Consider the following 19,464-nt stretch of genomic DNA (forward strand, 5'->3'; position numbering starts at 1 on the left):
GTGCGTTCTACTGAATTAGAGCGGTGATGCAACTGGAACTGGCCGACCTGCTTGCGCGATGCCATGCCGGCGACCCACTGGCGTGGGAGGCGTTTGTCCGCCGGTTTCAGGGGCGCATCTACTCGATTGCCTACTCCTATACCGGGAATCCGGAAGATGCCCGGGACCTGGCGCAGGACATCTTTGTACGCCTGTATTCGAGCAGACGACAGTGGGCGGCGGCCGATCGGTTCCTGCCCTGGCTCATCGCGATTGCCCGCAACCTGTCGGTGGACTATCTGCGGCGTCGCCGGGCGAGAACGTCGGCAACCGAGGTCGGCCTCGATGCGGCGGCCGAATTGACCGGCGGAAGTCCGGACCCCGAGGCGCAGATGACGGCGAACCGTCGACGATCGCTCGTGTGGCAGGCTCTGCGCCGACTGACACAGATCAGCCGCGAGACGATAATCCTTCGTGATATCCACGGATTGTCGCTTAAGGAAGTCGCGACGACCCTGCACATTCCGGTTGGCACCGCCAAGTCGCGCACGAGCCGCGCGAGGATTGAACTGGCGCAGCAGGTTCTCGCGATCAGCCAGCCGGTCGAATCGCCTGGCATAGGGAGCCGTGAGGGATGAAGCCCCACACGCAGCAGCCGATCCTCCGCCGAATGCGGCTGACTCCGGCCGAGCGCCGAGCCATGACGTCTGCGGTGCTGGCGCGAACGACGGGGTCCGCGTGTCAGCGGGCACTGACCCTGATCGGTGGCCAGCCCGACAGCCCAATCGACAATCAGACGACGACGCTGATCGAGGGCCACCTCGAGCAGTGCGCAGCCTGTCAGGCCGTGGCGCAAACGCTGGCCGAGACGCGCGCGGTGCTCGCGACGCTGGCTGAGATCGAACCAGCAGCAGACTTCGCGACAGGCGTCGTTGCCGCGACGTCGGGCCGGCGGGCCGTCTCGCGGGGCGTGCCGTGGGTCTGGCTCGTCGAGCGCTGGGCCTGGGTCGAGACGTGTCGCGAGTGGGCAGGTTCGACGTGGGAACGGGTGCTTGCCCGGCCGCGACTGAGCCTCGAGGCGGCCTATCTGGCCACCGTGCTGCTGGTGATCGTCGTCGGGAATCCCGCGCTTGTCGCGAATGCGATCGGCGGACGCACGAACGGGATCGTGGCCGGCGAGACCACCTCCTCGGCCGGCGCTGGCGCCAGGCAGCAGGGTGCAATCTGGCAACGCGCCACATCCGCGGTGCCGGCGTATGTCGAACGCGCGATGCGGGAGATCGAGAGCAGGCAGGCGAGTGCCTCGAAGGGCTGGGCCTGGCTTGTCGATCGGACGTCGCACTGGGCGGCCTCGGCGTGGGACTGGCTGCGCGGGCTCTTTGGATGGGTCGAGGCGCAGACGGTGCCGCCCGCCCCGACCGAACCTGCGAACCCTCCTGTGCGTGGTAGTCAGTAGCAGTGAGTACCGGAGCGAGGGTTCACTCGGATATCGGTGAAGAAGGCAAAGCGCCATGTTGCGGCGCGCGAGGAATCAATCATGGATGCGACACACGATCAACAGCCCGTCGCCGACACACCGCCACCATTCGTGCGGAATGTACCCAGTGGCCTGGATGGTGCCAGGTGGGATCGCCAGACTGGCATGGTTGCCGATCCACGGCGCAAGCACCCGCTGCTGGCCATCGTCTTGTCGGTGATGCCGGGACTCGGACAGATTTACGTGGGGTACTACCAGCAGGGAATCACGCTCGTGATCATCGCGGGAGCGCTGGTGACTCTGTCGACACAGAATCGGTCATTCGGACTTCACGAGTTCATGCCGCTGCTCGTCATGTCGACGATGTTCACGTGGCTGTACAGCTGCGTGGACGCGGGGCGGCGAGCGTCTCTGTACAACCAGGCGCTCTCGGGCCTGCGGCCCATGGACCTGCCCGAGAACCAGCGGACGCCCGAGTGGCACGGCTCGCTTGTGGGCGGTGCATGCCTGGTCGTATTCGGGATCGTGCTGTTCATGCACACGATATTCGGCCTGCCGATGGAGTGGGTGACGCGATGGTGGCCGCTCGCGCTCGTGCTGGTCGGCGCCTGGCTGGTCTACGCCTCGATTCAGTCGCGCGCCGCCGACGCCGCGCCGCCGTCACAGCCATCCGACACCGGCAACCTGGAATCGTAAGGGCGCTCGGCGCTGCTCAGTATCTGAATCCCAGCGTGAACGAGAACTCCCGGGGCGGCTGGTAGTCGCCGGGCGTCGTGGGTCTGCCGAAGTCCGGTCCCAATACATAGTTCACGCCCCGGACCGGCTGATCGGTGAACGGATTGAACGCGACGTAGGCCGTATTGTCGTTGCGCGTGAGCACGGTCCGGGACACATTGATGACGGCGGCGTGATTGAACACGTTCATGCAGTGCCCGCGGAAGAACAGCTGCACTTTCGTCTTCGTTCCGAACGTGCGATTGATGGTCATCGACACATCCGTGGCGTTGAGCGTCTCCGTGCGAAAGGCTCCGCGGCCGCTGAAGTAGTAGGGCACCGATGTCGGCGGCGTGACGTATCCGGGATTCGCCACGTACCCGCTCGGGTTGATGTTGCCCACCGCACTGTAGGGCCGTGGCGTGTCGACTCGCTGAATGATGGTCGCACTGACGCGGCCCAGGAGTCTGGGGGCCGGCACATCGATCGTCGCCCACGTCCGCAGCTTGTGGCGCTGGTCGATCGCCAGCCAGCCGGTGGGCGAGTGCCACGTCGGGTCGCGGTACTCCGGGTAGTCGGTGTACGCGGCGGCATCGGGACCGATGCTGGTGGCGGTCTCTCCATCGGCATTGCCGCGCGCCCACGAGAGCGTATATGAGGTCGACCACTGGATCCGCGATCCGAGCCGGTACGAAGCCAGGGCGTTGACGGCCCCGTAGGTCCGCGCCACCTGGTTCGCGTTGGTCACGATCAGCAGGTCGTAGACGTGGCCCAGCCCGTCGCTGACGCGGCCCGTCGACATGTCACGCCGGTTCGCGTAGAAGTTGCCGGACGTACGGTAGACGCCGTCCATGCGCAACGATCCACTGTCTCCCAGCCGGCGAGTGAGGCCGAGAGCCAACTCGTCCGCATGGGGCGGGCGGAGCGATGAGGCGATCCGGCTCGTGAGGCCGGGAATGCTCGGTGCGCTTCGCGGCGTCCGACTGGTCCCGCCGTTGGCCGTGAACCAGCCGAACAGCGTCTTGAGCGCGTCGGTCGACACAACCGTTGCGGAGGCGGCATTGACGGCCGGGCCGAGGTAGTCGTAGACGAACGTCGCCGGCCGCCCGCCGGACGAGGCCGAATCGGCAATGGCCGAATTGATCGCTGTCACGTAGCGCGCGACCGCCGCATTGAGCAGCCATCGGCCGTCGCCCCGCACATCCCAGGTGAACCCGACGCGCGGACTGAATTCATAGTTATGGACCACGCTTGCGCCAAGGCTGTCCTTGTCGGCATCGTAGTCGTACCGCACACCCAACCTGGCGGTCATCCGCCGGTTCACCCGCCAGGTGTCTGCGAGGAATCCTGACAGCGTGCGCAGATCGTTGCCAGCCGCGCTCTTCAGGATCGGCGTCCAGTAGATCCACGTGGTCTTGTCCGACAGAAACACCGGGTAGATCTGTCCGCCGACAAGGCTCGACCGCGTCGCCAGCACGCGAAAACTACTGCCGCTCTGGTAACTGTTGTTCCGGCGGGACTCCTGAAACGCGTCGATGCCCGCGGTCACTTCATGCGTACCGCGCGTGCGAGTCGATCTGGTGAACCAGACCTTGGCGACCAGGTTCTGGTTGTCGCGTTCGTCATCCGATCCCGGGCATACCGCGCACCCGAAGGGCGAATTGAATCGCGCGCTCGATCGCGAACGGTCCCAGATCGGCGTACCGCCTCCGGCCAGCGTCGTCTCCTGCGAGCCAACATTGGTCATCGTCATTTGCCGGTTGGAGTACCGCGCCTCGACGAGCATGCGCGATCCGACGGTGGCGTTGTAACTGCCGGCGTAGAGCGTCTCAGGGGTGGCGTCGTTGTACAGACTGGCCAGATCCATCACCGCGCCGTTGGCGACGCGCGTGCGACGGTCGTCGACGCGGTAGTAGAAGAGACGGACGGTCCGCCGTTTTGATGGCGACCAGCTCACTTTGCCTTCGTAGTGCTGCTGCGTGTCCCCGAAGACGTAGTTGATCCTGGTATAAGGCAGGATCCGATTCTGCTCATTCTTCTCGAGCTTGATGGCGCCGAAGTACCAGAGATGGTCCTTTCGGATCGGCCCGCCGATGGTGGTCTCGAGCGTCGGCATGCGCCGATTGATCGTCCTGTCGCCTCCAAACGGGGTCAGGGCGCGCCAGCCGTCGTTGGTGAATCCGGCGCGGAACGAGAGGGCCAGCTTGTTGGTGCCCGATTTGGTGATGCTGTTGACGACCCCGCCCTGAAAGCGGCCGAACTCGGCCGCCACGCTGCTGGCGGCCACCCTGGTCTCCTGCAGCGCATCGGCGATCAGGAATGGCCGTGCCTGCTGGCGGAGGTTCTCGTTGATGACGAACCCGTCGATCAGAAACAGGTTGCCGAACGATGGCGCCCCCGACATCGTGATGGCGCCTCCAGGCCCGTTCGCGTTCACGCCAGGCGCCAGCGTGATCCGGGCCTCGAGCGATCCGTCGATGGGCATCAGCTCGAACATCGAGATCCCGAACGACGTCCCCTGGGGCAGCTCGGGATCGAAGCCGAGCGGCGCCGGCTCAGGAGTGACGGTAATGGTGGCTGGAATGGACGCAATCGAGAGTTCCACTGAGAGGATCGTCGGGGCGTCAGCCTGCACGACGATCTTGCGTCGCCGGGTTTCGAAGCCCACCAGTTCGAACGTCACGTCGCAGGCACCCGGCATCACCGGACGCAACGCGTAGGTGCCGTCCCTGCCTGTCAGCACCGCCACCGGGCGCCCGGCCTGTGTCGTCGCCGTGACGCGGACGCCCGCCAGGCGCAATCCGCTGGGATCGGTGACATCACCCGCAAGCGAACCTGCCGGTCCGATCTGCGCCGACACACCGGCGCAGGCCGAAACGATCACGATCGCGGCGACCAGGTTGCGGAACTCTGTCACGCACCAACGCACCGACGGGAAAGGCAATGCGCGCTCCGATCCGCAGGACTGAGAGAAGATGGCCGAGCGCGCATTCTATCGTCAATGTCCGCGTCAGTCACGCCGGAAACAGGCCCTCGATCGAGAGGTAGCGCTCGCCGGTGTCGTAGCAGAACGTCAGGATGCGCGCGCCGTCAGCCACGCTGGGCAACTTGGACGCGACCGCGGCCAGTGCAGAACCTGAGGAGACCCCGATGAAGAGGCCCTCCTCCCGGGCGGCGCGAGCAGCGTATGTGAACGAATCCTCTTCGCTCACCTGGATGACGCCGTCGAGGATGTCGCGATGGAGGTTGACCGGCACGAAGCCCGCGCCGAGTCCCTGCAGCTTGTGGGGCCCGGGCGCCCCGCCCGAGAGGACAGCCGATTTCGCGGGCTCGACGGCAAACACCTTCAGCCGAGGCATCAGCGGCTTGAGCACCTCCGCCACCCCGGTGATGTGGCCGCCCGTTCCGACGCCCGTGATCAGGTAGTCGAGCCCGTCGGGGAAGTCCTGGAGAATTTCCCGCGCGGTCGTTCGCTGATGCGCGGCAATGTTGGCCGGGTTGTCGAATTGCTGGGGCATCCAGGCGCCTGGCGTGTCGGCCACCAGTTGCGATGCCCGTTCGATCGCGCCCTTCATGCCCTGCTCGCGAGGGGTGAGGTCGAGTGTGGCGCCGTAGGCGGTCATGATCCGGCGCCGCTCGACGGACATGGAGTCAGGCATCACGAGAATCAGCCGATAGCCCTTCACGGCCGCGACCATCGCCAGCCCGATGCCGGTATTGCCCGACGTGGGTTCGATGATGACCGTGCCTGGCTTCAGCAGGCCGCGCACCTCCGCGTCTTCGATCATCGAGAGCGCGATCCGATCCTTGATGCTGCCCCCAGGGTTGGCTCGTTCCATCTTCATCCAGACTTCGACTCGCGAATCGAAGAGGCGGCGGATGCGGACGTGGGGCGTGCTGCCAATCGTGTCGAGAATGGTCTGGGCGTTCATGACGGTCCCTCAATGTCGAGTGCAGGTCAGAGCGTGAGTCGTGAATGGCCGGCAACTGGTTCACGAACGCCCGCGCTCTGTCAGTGGCATCGTCGTCCACGTACCCGGTTTCGAGCATGAAGTGGCGCAGCGATTCCTGCAGCCGGGCCAGTTCGGCCTCCACGCCCTGAGTGTCGCAGCGGCGCTGCGACGCAAAGTGCGGGAATAACAGCGCCAGCGCGTCGGTCACGAAATCGGTGGCCAACACATCAGCGCGGAAGGGAAGATGGTAGGCTCCGCGCGCAGCACACACCTTACTGATCCAGGACTCAATGAACGGTGACATTCAGGGCCTCACCCGTATAGACGCTGTAGACGCGCCCGAAGGCCCAAGAAAGGTCCTGTCAGCTTGCGTCACGGCCCCCACATCGTCGAGAATCGTGCGCATGTTCAAACGCACTTTCGCAGCGTCCGCCCTGCTCGGTCTCGTGATTGCCCAGACGGTCGCGGCCCAGGCGCCGAAGCCGAAGACACATCGCCTCGAGGCCACTCCCGAGACAGTCGCCTACGGCTACTACTGGTCCGAGGCCAGACCCGTGCTTCGAATTGCGTCAGGCGACATCATCGACGTCGACACGCTGTTGGCAAGTAATCCCACGGCGCTGGGGCGTGCAGGAGTGCCGCCGGAGAAGATCCAGGAGTCGCTCAAGGCGATCACCGCCCACGTGACCGGTGACAGGCGCGGGCCAGGCGGCCACATCCTCACGGGACCGGTCTACGTCGAAGGCGCCGAACCTGGTGACGCGCTCGAGGTGAAGATTCTCTCGATCGATTTCCCGATTGACTACGGCTACAACGGCTGCAGCGGGTTCGTGCCCGAGAATTGCGACAAGGCCGCGGGCATGAAGATCATCCCGATCGACAAGAAGAAGATGACGGCTGCGTACCTGCCGGGTATTGTCATTCCGCTCCGGCCGTTCTACGGCAGCATGGGGGTGGCGCCTGCGCCTGCACTGGGCCGCGTCAGCAGCGTTCCGCCGGGCCGGCACGCGGGCAACATCGACAACCGCGAGTTGATCGCAGGTTCGATCGTGTACATCCCGGTATTCGTGCCTGGTGCGCTCTTCGAGGTTGGTGACGGCCACGCGGCACAGGGCGATGGCGAGGTCGACCAGACAGCGATCGAGACGTCGCTCCGTGGCCGGCTGCAGCTCACCGTGCGGAAGGGCATGAAGCTGGCCTGGCCGCGCGCGGAGACCCCGACAGACTACATCGCCATGGCGACGGATCCTGACCTGAAGGTCGCGACGTCAGCAGCCATCCAGGAGATGGTGAACTACCTGGTGGACGCGAAGGGCCTGACCGCTCACCAGGCGTATCAACTCACGAGCATCGCCGGCAACGTCGCCATCACACAACTGGTCGACAAGCCGAATCTCGGCGTCCACGTGCGGATGCCGAAGAGCATCTTCAAGCCGACACTATAATCCGGCGATCTCGCTTCACCCGGCAGCGTCTATTTCGACGCTCCCGCTCCCAGGAACTTCTGCAGGAACCCGTCCATCCGGCCAAGCAATTGCAGCCACCGGCTGTAGAGCAGCGAGTCGTGCACATCGTCCGGGTAGACGATGAGCTCGGTGTAGACGTCACGCTGGCGCAGGAGCTGAACGAGCCCGACCGTTTGTGAGAAGGCCACGTTGCGGTCGTCGTCGCCCTGGATGAGGAGCACCGGCGACTTCCACTTGTCGATCTGCGAGATGGCCGACGACTGATACGAGAGATCGTTTGGATCGAGCGAACTGCCGTAGAGGTGCACGCCGGCATAGTCGACGCCGGCGGCGAAGATGTCGGAGTTGCGGGCCAGCGCCTGAGCGGTCAGCAGGCCCCCGTACGAGAGGCCATAGATACCGACGCGCGCGGGATCGACGTCCGGCCGAGACTGCAGGTACTTCGCGCCCGCAACCACGTCCTGATATTCCGAGTTGCCGCGCGCCTCCGTGTTGGCGGCGGTGCGGAACGATCGCCCGTACCCGACGCCGCTCCGGTAGTTGACCGACAGCACGACGTAGCCGTGAGCCGCGAGCCACTGGTTGGTGGCGTAGAACTGGTGGTAGACGTAGCGGTAATGGTAACCGAGCAGCATCTGCCGCGACGGTCCGCCGTGTACGAAGATCATTGCCGGCCGCCTCTCGCCGGGCTTGATGTCTTTGGGCAGAAACAGTTGATTGGGGATCTTGAGCCCGTCCGGCGCGGTCGTTGTGATGAGCTGTGGCTCGACGTGTGCCGCGGTTGGAAATCCCGGGCGCGATGTCGGGAAGACGATCTTCTGCGCGGCCGCCGGGGACTGGAGGGGCCAGATCCCGAGAGACTGCGGCATGTTCCACGTGGCGCTCAACGTCGCCAGTGTCTTGCCCGACGCGAGCGGAGCCGGGTACGTTTCGATGCCGGCGCCCGTCGTGACTTGTTTCGGCTCGCCGCCCGAGGTCGGGACGGCCCAGATGTGCCGCCGCTCGATGTCCTTCGCGTTGGTGCAATAGAAGAACGTCTTCCCGTCGTGCGAGACGATCACCGAGGTCTGATCCTCGATGATGCCGTCGGTGGTAGTGAGTAGCACCGGCGAGGTGTTCGGCTTCGTGAGGTCGAGGCTGTAGTACCGATCCCACTCATCCTGCGGGAGGGCGAGCGCCGCCTGAGGCTCGGTCGATGGTGCCGCAGAACCGCGCCCCCCGCGTCCGCCACCGACGGTGAGGGGGAAGACGATGAGGTCGCCCGCCCATCGGATGCTGTTCACGGTCGCGAAGAGACGGTCGTTGGGTTGATTGTGCCAGACCTCGTGGCCCTCGCCGCTGGCCGCATCCGCGACCCAGATGGACTGCGTATATCCGCCCTTGAAAGTCGCGCGCACCAGGCCCGGCACCTGTGCCGCCGCTGCCGCGACGGGCGAGCCTGCTCCGCGCCCCTGTCCGCCGCCTCCCGTCCGGCCCGTCGTCGCGGCCGCTTGAGACGCCGGTCCGGGCGGCACCCCGATTCCGCCGCCGCCCGCCTGCGACTGCTGTCCGAACGGCGTGCCAGGCCGGCGCGTGAAGACGACACGCTGGCTGTCGGCCGACCAGACCGGATTCGTGTCGAAGTCCACGCTCGGCGCCAGATACGTCACCGATCGCGTCTTTACGTGATAGACCGTCACGAAGCTGTGATCGCCACGGTTGCTCACAAAGGCGATCCTGTTCCCGTCCGGCGACCACAACGGTCCACTGTTGGTTCCGTACTGGGTGATGAACGGCTTCTCCCCTCGATCCATCTCGGTGGCTGGCTTCACCTGGGTCACAGCGGCGCGGTAGATCTGGCCGTCTCTGACAATCAGGACCCACCGCCCGTCCGGCGACAACTGCGGGTTGCTGCCTTCGGCCACCCGCCACGAGACGCCCGGACTCGCGATGCGCGCCGCCCAGACCGCCTCGTCGGGGCCGTTCGGGTCGCTTGCCGGATTCGCGTGCCAGCCCGCACGATTGGCCGCGCTGCCTCGCACGAACACCACTGTCGATCCGTCGGCGGAGATGCGGACGGCCGTCAGATCGACGCCATCATCCTTCAGGTAGTTCGTCAGCCGAACCGGCGTGAACGCCGCAGCCGCCGCCGTGTAGACGTTGCGTTTCCCCTCTTCGAACGCTATCCACGCGATCCGATCCACGTTTCTGGCTGCCACCACCTCGATTGGCGACGCGGAACTGAGGAACTGCGCGATTGTCGGTGCCGATCCGGTCTGAGCCCAGGTCGGGAGAAGCGCCGTGACGAGGAGCGTCATCGCCAGCGGGACGACATAGAGGTAGCGAGGGAGACGCATCGTATTCCTCCGTGGGTACTCGACAGGGCGTCTGAGCCGTTGAGGTCGCGGTGAGCTTACCACCAGCCAACCAACCCGACAACGCGGAGCCGGGCAGGCGGAACGTCGAAGCACATCAGCACAAGTTACGTGGAGCGCCAGAACCTCACGATGCGGATGTCCATGCGCCGGTTCACGCGCCTGACGAACGGATCTTCAAAGAAGGTCGAGAACCACACGGCGGCGGCTGCCATCCACTATATGCACTACAACCTCGCGCGGATTCATCAGACGCTCGGTGTGACTCCAGCGATGGAAGCCCGACTCGCGAATCACGTGTGGAGTCTCGATGAAACCGTCAGTCTGCTCGAACGCGCCTGACTCGGGCTACAATCGGCCCGACATGAACCAGCTCTACTACGGCGACAACCTAGACGTGCTGCGGCGCCACATTGATGACGAGAGTGTGGACCTCGTCTACCTCGACCCGCCGTTCAACTCGAATGCGAGCTACAACGTGCTTTTTGCCGAGCGGGACGGGGCACGGGCCGCCTCACAGATCAAGGCGTTCGGGGACACGTGGAAGTGGGACGACAGCGCGGCGCGGGCCTGTCAGGAGGTCATCGAGGCGGGCGGCAAGGTATCGGAGGCCATGCAGGCGTTTCGGACGTTTCTGGGTGACTCCGACATGATGGCCTACGTCGCGATGATGGCGCCGCGCCTCGTGGAGATGCGCCGCGCGCTGAAGCCGACGGGCAGTCTGTATCTGCATTGTGATTCGACCGCCAGTCACTATCTCAAGATACTCCTCGACGCGGTATTCGGCCCGGCTCACTTTCGGAACGAAATAATCTGGCTGCGATCAAAGAACCCGAAGGGATCACAGCACGGACTGACGCGGTTTAGCCCGTTTACGGACACGATCCTCTACTACACAAAGTCCACGTCAGCCCCGATCTACTTGGATCGGATTCGCACCGCGCTGAGCGCCGAGGAATTGGGCGGTAAGTACTCGCATTCTGACGAGTACGGGCCGTACGAGGATGGCCCGATGCTCCGGTCTGACAGCATGGGACCGCGGCCGAATCTCGTCTATGAATACAAGGGATTCACACCCGGGCCTGCTGGCTGGCGCGTCGAACGGTCAGTACTTGAAGAAATCGACCGACAGGGTAATCTGAATTGGACAAAGAACGGAGTGCGCCGGAAGCTGCGACCTTCGACTGAGAAGGGCCAGCCTATTGGTAGCTTCTGGGGAGACATCCCACCGATCAACTCCCAAGCACAGGAACGACTCGGCTATCCGACGCAAAAACCGGAAGCTTTACTCGAACGGATCATCTCGGCCAGCTCGAACGAACGCGACGTCGTGATGGACCCGTTCTGCGGATGCGGAACGACGATCGCCGCCGCGCAGAAGTTACACCGCCACTGGGTCGGGATCGACATCACGACACTAGCGATCAGTCTGATTCGGCATCGCTTGGCGGACGCGTTTGGCGCACGGGCGAAATACGAAGTCGTTGGTGAGCCGGTATCTCTGCCCGACGCCGCGAAGCTGGCCACAGACGACCCATACCAGTTCCAGTGGTGGGCGCTTGGACTGGTAGGTGCGCGACCCGTCGAAGGCAAGAAAGGTGCGGACCACGGAATCGACGGCCGCATCTACTTCCACGAAGGCGACACCGCGAAGACGAAACAGATCGTCCTGTCGGTGAAGGCCGGACACGTGACGGTGTGCCATCTGCGAGATCTCCTCGGCGTCATGGATCGCCAGAAGGCCGAGATCGGTGTCCTGCTCTGCATGGATGAGCCGACAACGCCGATGCGGAAAGAATGCGCCAGCGCCGGGTTCTACACGTCTCCGTGGGGCAAGCACGCGCGGTTGCAGATCCTGACCGTGGAAGACATGCTGACCGGCAAGACGATTGACCGGCCTCCGGCCCAGACGAGCGTCACTTTTAAACGGGCTCCGAAGGCACAGCTAGAAGTCAGAGAGACAAGCCCCATGCCATTCGGCGATCCTGAAGAATGACACTTGACCACTACCCCGGCGAGTCGACGCTGGACAGGCGCGACCCCGGTGGAGTAGAAGCAGACTCCGACCGGCCGACTCGTCACCGTCTCCGGGTCTTCTGTCACAGCGGATCAGGGCTATGGAACTGACTTCCGACCGCCGCCACGCTAACCCGTGCGAACGTGCCGCCTGGATTCTCGCTGGGATTGCCCTCGTGCTGATTCTGGGCCTGCACCTGGTGCCCGCGCTTCTGGCCGGCCTGCTCGTCCACGAACTCGTGCACGTTCTTGCGCCGCGGTTCAAGATCTTCCGTATCCATCGGAAGCGACGCAAACTAGTCGCCGTCGCGTTGCTGGCGACGTTCGTCGTGCTGGCGATCGTGCTTGTGGGGATCGGGATCGTGGCGTTTGCCAGGAGCGACGCCGGCAATCTGCCGACATTCCTCAAGAAGATGGGGGAGATCCTCGATCGATGGCGCGCCGTACTGCCGGCGTCGGTGGTCGGAAGTTTTCCAGGCGACATCGAGGAGCTGAAGACGGTCCTGGTGCAAGGTCTGCGCGGGCATACCAGCGAGGTCGAACAGTTCGGCGCTCACACCGGTCGCGTGCTCGCCCACATACTGGTCGGGCTGGTCGTTGGCGCGCTGGTTGCGCTGCGTGAGGTGGAGCCGGGCCTCACGCCTGGTCCGCTGGCCTCAGCGCTCCAGGAACGCGCGCGTCGCCTCTGCCGCGCGTTTCGTCGAGTCGTATTCGCTCAAGTCCGGATTGCGTCTATCAACACACTGCTCACCGGTGCGTACCTGCTTGTAGCGCTTCCGCTCTTCGGCGTCCATGTCCCGCTCGCCAAGACGCTCGTCCTGGTCACGTTCGTGACCGGGCTGCTGCCGGTCGTTGGTAATCTCATCTCCAATACGCTCATCGTCTTCGTGAGCGTGAGCGTATCGGTCTCGGTGGCGATCTCGTCGCTCGTCTTCCTCATCGTCATCCACAAGCTCGAGTACTTCCTCAATGCCAGGATTGTCGGAAGCCAGATCAACGCGCGAGCGTGGGAGATGCTGCTGGCGATGATGGTGATGGAGGCCGCCTTCGGCTTGCCCGGACTGGTCGCGGCACCCATCTACTACGCGTACGTCAAGGATGAGCTGACGAGTCGGCAGTTGATCTGACAACGCACGCAGCCAGCATCACCCAGGAGCCACGCTGGAGCGTGGCGATCCCAGGCTCGCAACGGATCGGACAGCTGGTCAGCGTGACACCCCTGGAATCGCCGGGCTCCAGCCCGGCCTCCAGCACGAGGCCCCCGCCCTGCCGAATCCCGAACCCTGAATTCCCAATCCCGCCCCTTCTTCCCCCCCGGGCGTCGCTCGACGAACTTCCAGCCGCCCGCCATCGACGAGATGATGCCGCGGCCCTCGACGTAGTCGTGATAGTAGACGAGGTACACGTGGAGGATGTTGAGGTTCCGGTTCAGGATTGCGCCGCACGGGCCGCGGCCGTGCGGGAGAGGGCGAACGTGGCGCGGATCGAATCCGGAGAGAGAACCAGAGAGACCCACGTCGCGAGTGGTCGATGGCCGACCGCATCGAAGACGCGAAGTCAGAACCCTGCCGGAGACAGGCGCGGGACATCGTGTTGTGTTGTGCTGGTTGTCCAAGTTCGGGTCAACCAGACGCGCGTGAATACAGGCATGCCGACCGGCTACCAGGTGGCTGATTCTAACGTCGTGACGAAGTTGATCGCGTTGAAGAGATGAATTCCTATGTGGAAAGTCGGTACTGACCCCGCCTCACGAGCACGGGATACAGTAGAGGCCGGAGGGCACGTGAATTCTGCAGACGTCGCGACCCTGACTGAACTGCTCCGCCTGCGCGAGACGGAGACACCGGATCGCGCGGCGTTCCGTTTCCTGCCTGACGGGCTGGCGGTCACGAAGGAACTGACCTACGCCGAGTTGGGCGTTCGCGTGAGGGCCATCGCCGCCGAACTGCAGGAGCGCCTGCCGCCTGGAAGTCGCGCGCTGCTGCTGTACCCGCCCGGCCTGGAGTTCGTCTGCGCGTTTCTCGGCTGCCTCCACGCCGGCGTGATCGCCGTACCGGTCTATCCGCCGCGCGGCCACGATGTCGATCCGCGAATCCGTTCGATCGTGCAAGATGCCGCCCCGGCCCTCGGCCTTGCACCCGCGTCGATGCTTCCCGCCGGGACAGCGCCGCCCCCTCTCGCCGGGCTGAACCCGGGCATGGCCTGGCTGGCGACCGATTCAGTCGATCCGGCGGGGCAGGCCGATTGGCGCCACTGGAAGCCAACGCCTTCGACGGTCGCCCACCTGCAGTACACGTCTGGCTCGACGGCCGCTCCGACGGGAGTCATCGTCACGCACCACAACCTGCTGCGCAACCTGCTCGACATGCACCACGGTTGGCGCCACGAGCCAGACAGCGTGATTCTGTCCTGGCTGCCGCATTTCCACGACATGGGGCTGGTGTACGGCGTGCTCGAGCCGCTTTTCGCCGGCATTCCCGGATACCTGATGCCAGCGATCACCTTCATCCAACGGCCGGTCCGGTGGCTGCAGGCCATCACCACGTTCGGGGTGACGCATAGCGTGGCGCCGAACTTCGCCTACGACCTGTGCGCCAGAAAGATCAAGGCGGCCGATCGCGACCGGCTGGACCTGAGCCACTGGCACGTCGCGATCAACGGCGCCGAGCCGATTCGCGCCGAGACGCTGAAGCAGTTCGCCGCGTACTTCGCGTCGTGCGGGTTCCGCGAGGAGGCGTTCTGCCCAGGCTACGGATTGGCAGAAGCGACGCTGAAGGTGACGTCTTCGCGTCGCGGCGAGCCGGTTCGGTACGCGCGCGTGGACGGGGATGCGCTCGATCTCGGGCGTGTCGAAGCCCGGCCGTCCGACGACACGCAGGCGAGGACGCTGGTCGGCTGCGGGCGCTCCGAGATCGACACCGAGGTGGTGATTGCCGATCCCGCGACAAGTCGCGCCCTCGGCGACGGCGCGGTTGGCGAAGTGTGGGTGGGTGGGTCGACCGTTGCCTCCGGCTACTGGCAGCTTCCGGAGAGGACGGCAACCAGCTTTGCCGCGACGCTGGCCGACACGGGGCGCGGGCCGTTTCTGCGGACGGGCGATCTCGGGTTCATCCTGGACGGCGATCTGTTCATCAACGGGCGCTTGAAGGACATGCTGATTATCAGGGGCCAGAACCACTATCCGCAGGACATCGAACTGACGGTTGAGGCGTGCCACGCGGCGTTTCGGCAGAACGGCTGTGCGGCCTTCGCCGTGAACGTGGAGGGTGAGGAGCGCCTGGTGGTCGCGCAGGAACTCGAACGCGAGGCCAGGGAACTCGATGTCGAGGAAGTGATCGGCCTGGCGCGCCAGGCGGTGGCCGAGGCGCACGAGATCGGTGTGTATGATATGGTTTTTCTTCGGCCGGGCGGAATTCCCCGCACGTCCAGCGGCAAGATTCAGCGCCACGCCTGCCGCCGGGCGTATCTTGACGGCGCCTTCAGGGGCCGTCTCTGAGACCACCCATCATGACGGACGACATCGACGCGGCGCTCCGGGCGATCGACCAGGCGTCGGGCGGCGACGGGTTGTTCAGGAACCTCGACGAAGCCACCCGGCAGGGCATTGCCAGGGAGGTGTCGTGGGTTCACGTACCGGGCGGGGAGCTGCTCTTCCGATGCGGCGACGTCGGCGATGCCCTGTTCGTCGTCATCACGGGCCGCCTCCAGGCCATCATCGAGGTGCCTGACGGATCGCCTGTCGTCGTCGGCGAAATCTCGCAGGGCGAGGTCGTGGGCGAGATGTCCGTGCTCACCGGCGACCCCCGTTCGCTCACCGTGCGCGCGATCCGCGACACGACGCTCGTCAAGCTCTCGACGCAGGCATTCGAGCGAGTCACCGACCGAAATCCCAAGGCCATGCTCGCGGTCACCCGACGCATCATCGCCCGCCTGCAGGACCGAAACAGGGGAACGTATCCGCCAGCCAGGATCGCCACGATTGCTGTCCTGAGCGCCGGTGGCGGCGATCGCCATCGAGGCGTGGTCGAACAGCTCGCGGCGGCCTTCGAACGCATCGGAACGACGCTGGTGCTGACCGGATCGAAGGTCGAGCAGGCCACCCGTGGCCTGGACGAGCTCGCCGCCTCCCGCTGGTTCGACGATCAGGAGCGGCAGCACGCCCACACGCTCTATGTCGCCGATGCCACGTCCACGCGTTGGACCGCCAGGTGCGTCCGGCAGGCCGATCGCGCCCTGATCGTGGCCGACGGTGATACGCGTCCCGACCACGACCGGCTGGTGTCCTGGTCGCTCGACCTGAGCCTCCGAGACGGACTGCCGCCGGTCGAGCTGGTCCTGCTGCACGCGACGACGGCCACGCCGAGCGGAACCGCCGCGTGGCTCGCGGCGACGGGGGCGGTGTCGCACCATCACGTGTGCCCGAGCGTTACCGGCGAATACGATCGGGTGGTGCGGTTTCTGACCGGCCGCGCAGTCGGACTGGTGCTCGGCGGCGGGGGCGCGCGCGGGTTCGCGCACATCGGCGTGATTCGGGCGTTTCGCGAGGCAGGCGTGCCGATCGACGCCGTTGGCGGCACGAGCATGGGTGCCATCATCGCAGGGCAGTGCGCCATGGATCTGGACCCGGCTGCCATGCTGGCCCTCAACCGGCATCACTGGATCGTCAACAACCCGCTGAAGGACAAGACCCTGCCGGTCGTGGCTCTGCTCGCGTGTCGCCGGCTCGATGCGATGGTGGCCGCCATGTTCGGCACGATCGACATTCCGGACCTGTGGCTGCGCTACTTCTGCGTGTCGGCCGACCTCACCAACGCCGAACTGCGGATCCACCAGGATGGCCGGCTGGCCCGCGCGACGCGCGCCAGCATGTCGCTGCCTGGCATCGCGATTCCCGTGCACGACAAAGGGGCGCTGCTGATCGATGGCGGCGTGCTCAACAATTTGCCCGCCGACATCATGAAGAAGGTGGTGGGGGGGCCGGTGGTCGCCGTCAACGTGACACCCGAGAAGGATCTCGCCATCACCGGTCCGTATCCCGAGGCCATTTCGGGGTGGAACCTGCTGCTGAACCGCCGGCACCGCAAGGTGCCTGGCATCCTCTCCATCATCATGCGGACGACGATGCTGGCGAGCGCCCGCGAACGCAAACGCGTGACCGACGACATCGATCTGCTGCTCAATCCGGCGGTCGAACAGTTCGGCATGTTCGACTGGGACAAACTCGACGCGATTGCCCAAGTGGGGTACGAGTGCGCTCGGGGTGCGCTCGAAGGCTGGCAGGCGAGATGAGAAGCGCCGGCCGGTCCCACGAGGACATCGTCACCTGGCTGCTGGCGGCGGTCGCGGCCGAACTACGGCTCGATCCGGTCACGATGGATGTCGATCGCGCCCTCACGTTCTACGGCCTCGACTCGCTGACCGCGGCGACCATTGCCGGCGAACTTTCCGATTGGCTGGGAAGGCAGCTGCCGGATGATGTGCTGCAGGCGGGTGTCAGTATCAACGTCCTGGCCAACCGGCTCGCCCGGCCAGTGGCCGACGACCGGCCGCCCCGCGCGGTTCGCCGCCGGCGAAGCTCCGATGCGATCGACTACGCCGCGATCGATTACCACCGCACCCCTTCGCTTGAACGTGCCATCAGGGCGGTCATTCGGATCCTCGTCAAGGTGACCAGCGACGTCCATGTCGAGGGTCTTGATCACTGTCCGGTATCAGGGCCCGCGCTCGTCGCCAGCAACCACCTGCACATTCTGGACGCGGTCTGGATGCTCGCCGTCCTGCCGCGGCGGACCATCCTGCTGGTGGCCGAGGAGTTCGAGCGGAAGCCCGTGCTGGGCTGGCTGCTGAACATCGGCCGCGTGATCTACATCTCACGGGGAACAGCCGACCACGCCGCGCTCGACCAGGCGCTCCTGGTGCTTCGGCACGGCGGCGCGCTGGCCGTCGCCCCCGAGGGCAAACTGAGCCGCACGGGCGGCCTGATCAGGGCACACAGCGGCATCGCGTATCTGGCGACGCACTCGGGCGTGCCAGTGACGCCAGCCGTCCTGTGGGGACAGGAGCGGGCCTGGAGGTCGTGGCTGCGGCTGAGGCGGGTTCGCCTCGAAGTGCGGTTCGGGTCGGCCGTGCACGTGCCGTTCGGGCCCGCCGGGCCGCGCGAGTTGAGGCGCCACACCGACGGGATCATGCGATCGCTGGCTGCACTGCTGCCGCCGGCGTACCAGGGCGTGTATCGGACGCCGTCCGGCCCTGGCGCGGGCTGATTTCGCCCGGTCAAACGACAAAAACCGCCCGGGCGCGCGAAGCGCACGGGCGGCTCTTGTGGGATTATCTGAGTACGAGCGGGCTCAGGCGGCCCGCCGTGCGTCGGCCAAACTAGGCGACGTTGACGTTCTCAGCGCGCGGACCCTTGGGCCCCTGACCACGCTCGAAGGTCACTGCCTGGCCTTCGCGCAGGTCGTCGAATCGCGTGTTCGTGCACGCTGACTGGTGGAAAAAGTACTCGCTGCCGTCTTCTGCGGCGACAAACCCAAAACCCTTGTCGCTCACCAGTCGCTTGATCGTGCCGTTGATAGCCATCGTCGTCTCTCCTAGACTGTCGTAGAACCGATTCCCGCCGTTACGCCGCATGCAGCGCCGTGAGGTGTTCACGTACCGGATGAGGTCGCCTTCGGGTCTGCAGATATCACAGAGACGAGCGGGTCGCGCGACCGGTAGCTTTGAAGTAGACGGGAGCGGCAAACCACGAGGCGTGCCGTCGGCGGCGGGACTCAAAGCGGAACGTAAAGCAGTATAGCACGGTTGTGCCCAACTCTGACAAGATACTGATGCGCCTCTGGAGGGCCGTTCATGACAGCACGCCAAACCCACAAGACCCGCCCATCCGCCTTCGATCGACTCGACAGCACCCGGAAGCTGTCGGTGGTCGACAAGCGCGCGATTAAGAAAGCGACCGAAGCTGAGATCGACGCCTTCCTGGTTGGAGCCGGCATTAAGGACCCGCTCAAGCTGGCGGACAAACGCGGCGGCCGATACCTGCCGTTCGAGGACACGCCGGCCTACGTGTGTGTGGAGGAGCTCGAAGGCGACCTTTATCTGCGGGTCGAATCGAAGGTCATGGAACTGCCGGACGATCGGGACCAGGTGTTCGTGCTGATGAACGCGATGTTGGAAATCAACGCGAGCGTGCCGGGCGTGTGCCGGCTGGCGGTAGACGACGGACTGGTTGTCGCGGCGGGCTCCGAGACGCTGAAGGCGCTGCGGGCTCCGGACGCGCTCACCCAGCACATCGAGCTGGTGATTGAGTTCGCCGAAGAGGCGGCCGCCGAACTGAAGCGGATCATGCGGCGATCTGCCGGCGCCAGGCGCCGACGAAGCTGATCCGTCAGACGTCGACCTGCTCGGATTCGGCGACACCTCGGCTGACGCACTGAATTGAATCTTCGTCGAGCTTTGCCAGTTCCAGGCGCCGGAAGATGGTCTGACGTTGGTTGCCGAGTCCGTCC

At 65.2% G+C, this 19,464-nt stretch carries 14 protein-coding genes and 2 pseudogenes; 11 read left to right on the forward strand and 5 right to left on the reverse strand.

Annotation, left to right across the window (positions count from 1 at the left end; translation table 11 throughout):
• The first annotated feature begins 26 nt into the window (after positions 1-26).
• The 3 genes from NTV05_09620 to NTV05_09630 all read left to right on the forward strand — a co-directional run bounded on the left by NTV05_09620 (position 27) and on the right by NTV05_09630 (position 2,152).
• Entirely contained in the window at positions 27-617 is a 591-nt protein-coding gene (locus NTV05_09620; protein MCX6544658.1) for an RNA polymerase sigma factor, read from the forward strand.
• Positions 614-1,435, forward strand: a complete 822-nt coding sequence (locus NTV05_09625; protein ID MCX6544659.1) for a hypothetical protein — start codon at positions 614-616, stop codon at positions 1,433-1,435. The genes NTV05_09620 and NTV05_09625 overlap by 4 nt, the downstream gene beginning before the upstream one ends.
• 81 nt (positions 1,436-1,516) lie before the next feature.
• On the forward strand, positions 1,517-2,152 hold the full coding sequence (locus tag NTV05_09630; protein ID MCX6544660.1) for a hypothetical protein: 636 nt from the start codon (positions 1,517-1,519) through the stop codon (positions 2,150-2,152).
• A gap of 16 nt (positions 2,153-2,168) precedes the next feature.
• On the opposite strand, the gene NTV05_09635 is transcribed toward NTV05_09630, so the two are convergent.
• Both NTV05_09635 and cysK read right to left on the reverse strand, forming a co-directional pair.
• Positions 2,169-5,087, reverse strand: a complete 2,919-nt coding sequence (locus tag NTV05_09635; protein MCX6544661.1) for a TonB-dependent receptor — start codon at positions 5,085-5,087, stop codon at positions 2,169-2,171.
• 97 nt (positions 5,088-5,184) lie between these two features.
• Positions 5,185-6,102, reverse strand: a complete 918-nt coding sequence (cysK, locus tag NTV05_09640) for a cysteine synthase A (protein MCX6544662.1) — start codon at positions 6,100-6,102, stop codon at positions 5,185-5,187.
• Between the two features lie 425 nt (positions 6,103-6,527).
• Between cysK and NTV05_09645 the strand changes: the two genes are divergently transcribed.
• Positions 6,528-7,568, forward strand: a complete 1,041-nt coding sequence (locus NTV05_09645) for an acetamidase/formamidase family protein (GenBank protein MCX6544663.1) — start codon at positions 6,528-6,530, stop codon at positions 7,566-7,568.
• Between the two features lie 29 nt (positions 7,569-7,597).
• Here NTV05_09645 and NTV05_09650 read toward each other — a convergent pair whose 3' ends face one another.
• Positions 7,598-9,925: a prolyl oligopeptidase family serine peptidase gene (locus tag NTV05_09650; protein MCX6544664.1), complete on the reverse strand. Its 2,328-nt coding sequence runs from the start codon at positions 9,923-9,925 to the stop codon at positions 7,598-7,600.
• A gap of 114 nt (positions 9,926-10,039) precedes the next feature.
• Between NTV05_09650 and NTV05_09655 the strand changes: the two are divergent.
• The 3 genes and pseudogenes from NTV05_09655 (at position 10,040) to NTV05_09665 (ending at position 13,086) form a co-directional block, all read left to right on the forward strand.
• Positions 10,040-10,285 (forward strand): annotated as a pseudogene (locus NTV05_09655) (IS1 family transposase).
• Positions 10,254-11,939: a DNA methyltransferase gene (locus NTV05_09660; GenBank protein MCX6544665.1), complete on the forward strand. Its 1,686-nt coding sequence runs from the start codon at positions 10,254-10,256 to the stop codon at positions 11,937-11,939. The pseudogene NTV05_09655 and the gene NTV05_09660 overlap by 32 nt, the downstream one beginning before the upstream one ends.
• Positions 11,940-12,060: 121 nt before the next feature.
• On the forward strand, positions 12,061-13,086 hold the full coding sequence (locus NTV05_09665) for an AI-2E family transporter (GenBank protein MCX6544666.1): 1,026 nt from the start codon (positions 12,061-12,063) through the stop codon (positions 13,084-13,086).
• Between the two features lie 197 nt (positions 13,087-13,283).
• On the opposite strand, the pseudogene NTV05_09670 reads toward NTV05_09665, so the two are convergent.
• Positions 13,284-13,373: pseudogene (locus tag NTV05_09670) on the reverse strand (Ni/Fe-hydrogenase, b-type cytochrome subunit).
• Positions 13,374-13,742: 369 nt separating this feature from the next.
• Here NTV05_09670 and NTV05_09675 point away from each other — a divergent pair.
• Genes NTV05_09675 through NTV05_09685 form a run of 3 tightly spaced genes read left to right on the forward strand, consistent with a single transcriptional unit; the run spans position 13,743 to position 18,222 of the window.
• Positions 13,743-15,455, forward strand: a complete 1,713-nt coding sequence (locus NTV05_09675) for a fatty acyl-AMP ligase (protein MCX6544667.1) — start codon at positions 13,743-13,745, stop codon at positions 15,453-15,455.
• 11 nt (positions 15,456-15,466) lie between these two features.
• The gene (locus NTV05_09680; GenBank protein ID MCX6544668.1) at positions 15,467-17,248 is read left to right on the forward strand and encodes a cyclic nucleotide-binding and patatin-like phospholipase domain-containing protein; all 1,782 of its coding nucleotides are present in this window, start codon (positions 15,467-15,469) and stop codon (positions 17,246-17,248) included.
• On the forward strand, positions 17,245-18,222 hold the full coding sequence (locus NTV05_09685; protein ID MCX6544669.1) for a 1-acyl-sn-glycerol-3-phosphate acyltransferase: 978 nt from the start codon (positions 17,245-17,247) through the stop codon (positions 18,220-18,222). Before NTV05_09680 ends, NTV05_09685 begins: the two co-directional genes overlap by 4 nt.
• 112 nt (positions 18,223-18,334) lie before the next feature.
• Here NTV05_09685 and NTV05_09690 read toward each other — a convergent pair whose 3' ends face one another.
• Positions 18,335-18,538 carry a cold shock domain-containing protein gene (locus NTV05_09690; GenBank protein MCX6544670.1) on the reverse strand — a complete coding sequence of 68 codons (204 nt, stop codon included), beginning with the start codon at positions 18,536-18,538 and terminating at the stop codon, positions 18,335-18,337.
• 270 nt (positions 18,539-18,808) lie between these two features.
• Between NTV05_09690 and NTV05_09695 the strand changes: the two genes are divergently transcribed.
• Complete coding sequence (locus NTV05_09695) at positions 18,809-19,339, forward strand: hypothetical protein (GenBank protein MCX6544671.1); 531 nt, start codon at positions 18,809-18,811, stop codon at positions 19,337-19,339.
• The last annotated feature ends 125 nt before the right edge of the window (positions 19,340-19,464 follow it).

The sequence above is a fragment of the Acidobacteriota bacterium genome, from assembly GCA_026393755.1.
GTDB lineage: Bacteria > Acidobacteriota > Vicinamibacteria > Vicinamibacterales > JAKQTR01 > JBAXOX01.

Bases quoted from the DNA above. Each gene is read 5' to 3' on its own strand.
- NTV05_09620 (MCX6544658.1), top strand. From the start codon at position 27: ATGCAACTGGAACTGGCCGACCTGCTTGCGCGATGCCATGCCGGCGAC.
- NTV05_09625 (MCX6544659.1), top strand. From the start codon at position 614: ATGAAGCCCCACACGCAGCAGCCGATCCTCCGCCGAATGCGGCTGACT.
- NTV05_09630 (MCX6544660.1), top strand. From the start codon at position 1,517: ATGGATGCGACACACGATCAACAGCCCGTCGCCGACACACCGCCACCA.
- cysK (MCX6544662.1), bottom strand. From the start codon at position 6,102: ATGAACGCCCAGACCATTCTCGACACGATTGGCAGCACGCCCCACGTC.
- NTV05_09645 (MCX6544663.1), top strand. From the start codon at position 6,528: ATGTTCAAACGCACTTTCGCAGCGTCCGCCCTGCTCGGTCTCGTGATT.
- NTV05_09650 (MCX6544664.1), bottom strand. From the start codon at position 9,925: ATGCGTCTCCCTCGCTACCTCTATGTCGTCCCGCTGGCGATGACGCTC.
- NTV05_09660 (MCX6544665.1), top strand. From the start codon at position 10,254: ATGAAACCGTCAGTCTGCTCGAACGCGCCTGACTCGGGCTACAATCGG.
- NTV05_09665 (MCX6544666.1), top strand. From the start codon at position 12,061: ATGGAACTGACTTCCGACCGCCGCCACGCTAACCCGTGCGAACGTGCC.
- NTV05_09680 (MCX6544668.1), top strand. From the start codon at position 15,467: ATGACGGACGACATCGACGCGGCGCTCCGGGCGATCGACCAGGCGTCG.
- NTV05_09685 (MCX6544669.1), top strand. From the start codon at position 17,245: ATGAGAAGCGCCGGCCGGTCCCACGAGGACATCGTCACCTGGCTGCTG.
- NTV05_09690 (MCX6544670.1), bottom strand. From the start codon at position 18,538: ATGGCTATCAACGGCACGATCAAGCGACTGGTGAGCGACAAGGGTTTT.
- NTV05_09695 (MCX6544671.1), top strand. From the start codon at position 18,809: ATGACAGCACGCCAAACCCACAAGACCCGCCCATCCGCCTTCGATCGA.